General features: G+C 57.7%; 5 protein-coding genes. All 5 read left to right on the top strand.

Translation table 11 applies throughout. From position 1 onward, the window contains the following. Positions 1-1,083: S16 family serine protease (locus D8U18_RS19980; RefSeq protein ID WP_131108222.1), on the top strand; the 1,083-nt coding region annotated here is incomplete at its 5' end. Between the two features lie 213 nt (positions 1,084-1,296). Continuing rightward, entirely contained in the window at positions 1,297-1,701 is a 405-nt protein-coding gene (locus D8U18_RS19975) for a hypothetical protein (protein WP_056855210.1), read from the top strand. Positions 1,702-1,827: 126 nt separating this feature from the next. Then, complete coding sequence (locus tag D8U18_RS19970) at positions 1,828-2,220, top strand: protease inhibitor I42 family protein (RefSeq protein ID WP_131108221.1); 393 nt, start codon at positions 1,828-1,830, stop codon at positions 2,218-2,220. A 2-nt stretch (positions 2,221-2,222) separates the two neighbouring features. Continuing rightward, complete coding sequence (locus D8U18_RS19965; RefSeq protein ID WP_056855208.1) at positions 2,223-2,858, top strand: lysoplasmalogenase; 636 nt, start codon at positions 2,223-2,225, stop codon at positions 2,856-2,858. A gap of 219 nt (positions 2,859-3,077) precedes the next feature. Next, the gene (gene cmoA, locus D8U18_RS19960) at positions 3,078-3,857 is read left to right on the top strand and encodes a carboxy-S-adenosyl-L-methionine synthase CmoA (RefSeq protein ID WP_177435041.1); all 780 of its coding nucleotides are present in this window, start codon (positions 3,078-3,080) and stop codon (positions 3,855-3,857) included. The last annotated feature ends 34 nt before the right edge of the window (positions 3,858-3,891 follow it).

Here is a 3,891-nt window from a genome sequence, read left to right as displayed (position 1 = left end):
AAAGACGTCGAAGTGATGAACCCGGTGATCATGCTCGACGAGATCGACAAGATGGGCCAAAGCTACCAGGGCGACCCGGCCTCGGCGCTGCTGGAAACCCTCGACCCTGAGCAGAACGTCGAATTCCTCGATCACTACCTCGATCTGCGCATGGACCTGTCGAAAGTGCTGTTCATCTGCACTGCCAACACCCTGGATTCGATCCCCGGCCCGTTGCTCGACCGGATGGAAGTGATTCGCCTGTCGGGCTACATCACCGAAGAAAAAGTCGCCATCGCCAAGCGTCACCTGTGGCCGAAACAGCTGGAGAAGGCTGGCGTATCCAAAGGCAGCCTGAGCATCAGCGACAATGCGCTCAAAGCCTTGATCGACGGTTATGCCCGTGAAGCCGGGGTGCGTCAGCTGGAGAAAAACCTCGGCAAGCTGGTTCGCAAAGCGGTGATGAAGCTGCTCGACGATCCCAAAGCGGTGATCAAGCTCGGCCCGAAAGACCTCGAACCGTCCCTTGGCAAACCGGTGTTCCGCAATGAACAAGTGTTGTCGGGAACGGGCGTGATCACCGGACTGGCCTGGACCAGCATGGGCGGCGCGACCTTGCCGATCGAAGCGACCCGCATCCATACCCTTAACCGCGGCTTCAAGCTCACCGGGCAATTGGGCGATGTGATGAAGGAGTCCGCGGAGATCGCCTACAGCTACGTCAGCTCCAATCTGAAGTCGTTTGGCGGCGACCCGAAATTCTTCGATGAAGCCTTTGTGCACCTGCACGTGCCGGAAGGTGCAACACCGAAAGACGGCCCGAGCGCCGGTGTGACCATGGCCAGTGCGCTGTTGTCGCTGGCACGCAACCAGCCACCGAAAAAAGGCGTGGCCATGACCGGCGAGCTCACCTTGACCGGGCATGTGCTGCCGATTGGCGGGGTGCGCGAAAAGGTCATTGCGGCGCGGCGGCAGAAGATTTTCGAACTGATTTTGCCAGAGGCCAATCGCGGTAATTTCGAAGAGCTGCCGGAATATCTCAAAGAAGGCATTACCGTGCACTTTGCCAAGCGGTTTGCGGATGTGGCGAAGGTATTGTTCTAAGCCGGCAACCCAATACCAAAAAGGCCAGGCTATTGCCTGGTCTTTTTTTGTGCATTTGATCAACACCTTGCGAATTGAACTATTAAGTATAAAAAGATCAACTAGCACCGCAATTTAAATCTAAAAAACTAGCACATTTGACAGTATCCTCTCAAAAGGTGTGATGCTAACTTTTCAATTCAAATCATTCCTAGTTACTGACAGGCACACTCCATGACCAACCTGAAACAGGCTACTCGATCAGAAGCTACCGGTTACCTCAAGGCTAAGAGAAACAATGAGGAATTCTTCAGTTCCGAGGTCGTTTTCGCAAGCCGCTATGACAAATGGATTGAAATTGAGGCGCACATCAACTTCGCCCTTCCAGATCCAAGGTTTTTCCTGTTGGATATCGATGAAGCCACGCCAAGCGGACAACAGAACTTTGTGCGGGGAGGGTATTTGCGCTCCGTTGAGTATCACAGCGGAAGCTCTATGCAATCTGCGTACGAAGGAACTTTCACGGCCAACTTAAATAATTCGACTAAAAGGTATCAACTAACATTTAACCTGAAATTCTATGGTCACGATAAGCTCGAAATCGAAGGTGAGCTCGACATTACGGGCTTACATCCTTAATCAGCCTCACCATTCCCTCCAAACCAGAGCCTGATTTGCCAACATTCTTCTCCAAGGCTCTGGTCACACTTTGTCTCATCTCGGTTATGCTCGCCGTTCGTCGTGAACGCCGGAGCTACTGACCCTATGTCCCCCATTCGTCTGTTTGTCCCTCTCGTACTCGCCTTGCTGGCCGCTTGCGCCACGCAACCGAAACATAACGTGACGGTGGAGAAACAAAGCGAATGCCCGGTGAAACTCACTGCTGGGCAAAACCTGATCCTGACCTTGCCGAGCAATCCCACCACCGGCTACCGCTGGGCGATCCAGGATTCGGCCGGGGGCGTGTTGCGCCCGCTGGGGCCAGAGGTTTATCGAAACCCCGAAGATGCGGGTGTGGTGGGCGCTGCAGGCGTATCGACCTGGCGTTTTCAAGCCTTTGCCGCTGGCACCGGGCGTTTGCGCCTGACCTCACAACAACCATGGGCGCCGGAAGTGCAGCCGGTTGATTCCTTCGACTGCACTGTCTCGGTCAACTGATCGTGGGCTGGCTGATTCTGGCACTGATGGGCGCGGTGACGTTCCTGTATGGCTTGAGCGTGCATGCTGCGATGCTCTGCCTGCTGGTCAAGCCGTTGCCCGTATTGGCTCTGCTCGGTTGGCTGCACGATGCGCCGCCCGGTGAGTACCGCCGCTGGATCAGCCTCGGTCTGATTTTTTCCCTGCTGGGCGATGTGTTGTTGGCATGGCCGGGGGATTTGTTCGTGTTTGGACTGGGTGCGTTTCTGGTTGCGCACCTGGCCTATCTCAAGGCCTATCTGAGCGATTGCCGACGCCTGGCCGTGCTACCGCTGGTGCTGGCCCTCGGTGTCGGCGTCGTCCTGCTGGGGATTCTGATTTCCAACGGCCTCGGCCCATTGCTGGTGCCCGTGATTGTCTATGGCACAGCCATCAGCGCCATGCTCTGGCGCGCCCTGGCCCGACTCGGGACCGACGTGCCCAAACGCTCTGCGCTGCTGGCGGCAGCGGGCGCGGTGGCGTTCGTGTTCTCCGACAGCGTGATTGGCATCAGCCGGTTTGTGATGCCATTTGATGCTGCCCCTTATGTGATTATCCTCAGCTACTGGCTGGGGCAATGGGGGATCACTGCCTCGGCGTTCCCCCAAAGATCACGCTAACCATTGTGGCGAGGGAGCTTGCTCCCGCTGGACTGCGAAGCGGCCCCGAAACCATTCAACCGCGCTTCAACAGATTCACCCCACCAGCCGGGTTTGCGACTGCTGCGCAGCCGAGCGGGAGCAAGCTCTCTCGCCACAATGGTGTTTCTTTGCGTTGACCGGAGTGAACTCCAGCGGTTTATCAGACAACCCGCGCATCCCCGCGCCAACTTGGCTAAAATGCCGGCCTTTTCCACCTACGCCGCTGGAACCGCCGTGAGCAAAGAACCCGATCGCCTATTCGCCCAGCCTTTGGCCCAGGTGCCTGACTTCGCCTTCAACGAAGACGTGGTACGGGTGTTCCCGGACATGATCAAGCGCTCGGTGCCGGGTTATCCGACCATCGTCGAAAACCTCGGCGTGCTCGCCGCGCAGTTCGCTCAGCCCAATAGCGTGCTGTATGACCTCGGCTCGTCGCTCGGCGCAGTGACCCAGGCGCTGCGCCGGCATGTGCGCACCGAGGGTTGCCGGGTGATCGCTGTGGATAACTCCGCGGCGATGGTCGAACGCTGCCGCGAGTACCTCAACGGCCAGGATTCGATGTTCCAGGAGTTGCTGCCGGTCGAGGTGATCGAAGGCGACATCCTCGCCCTCGACTTCCAGCCTACCTCGGTGGTTGCACTGAACTTCACCCTGCAATTCATCGCCCCGGACCAGCGTAGCGCATTGCTCAGTCGCATCCGCCACTCGCTGCTGCCCGGTGGGGCATTGATCCTCTCGGAAAAACTGCGCTTCGAGGATGAGCAGGAGCACGCGCTGCTCACCGACCTGCACATCGCCTTCAAACGCGCCAACGGCTACAGCGAACTGGAAATCGCCCAGAAGCGCAGCGCCATCGAAAACGTCATGAAGCCCGACAGCCTCGAAGAACACCGCGAACGCCTGCTGGCGGCCGGGTTCTCGAAAGTCGTGCCGTGGTTCCAGTGTCTTAACTTTGCCTCGTTGATTGCCTTGCCATGATTGATCTGTCCCCCCTCGCCCGCCGTCTGGCCGG

Source organism: Pseudomonas sp. Sample_10, from assembly GCF_004321495.1.
Classification (GTDB): Bacteria; Pseudomonadota; Gammaproteobacteria; order Pseudomonadales; family Pseudomonadaceae; genus Aquipseudomonas.
Note: the sequence above shows the minus strand (reverse complement) of the source record. Positions and strands in the feature narration are given on the sequence as shown.

What these genes read in the sequence shown, in the direction of transcription:
- D8U18_RS19975 (WP_056855210.1), top strand. Translation starts at nt 1,297, where the DNA reads ATGACCAACCTGAAACAGGCTACTCGATCAGAAGCTACCGGTTACCTC.
- cmoA (WP_177435041.1), top strand. Translation starts at nt 3,078, where the DNA reads ATGCCGGCCTTTTCCACCTACGCCGCTGGAACCGCCGTGAGCAAAGAA.
- D8U18_RS19970 (WP_131108221.1), top strand. Translation starts at nt 1,828, where the DNA reads ATGTCCCCCATTCGTCTGTTTGTCCCTCTCGTACTCGCCTTGCTGGCC.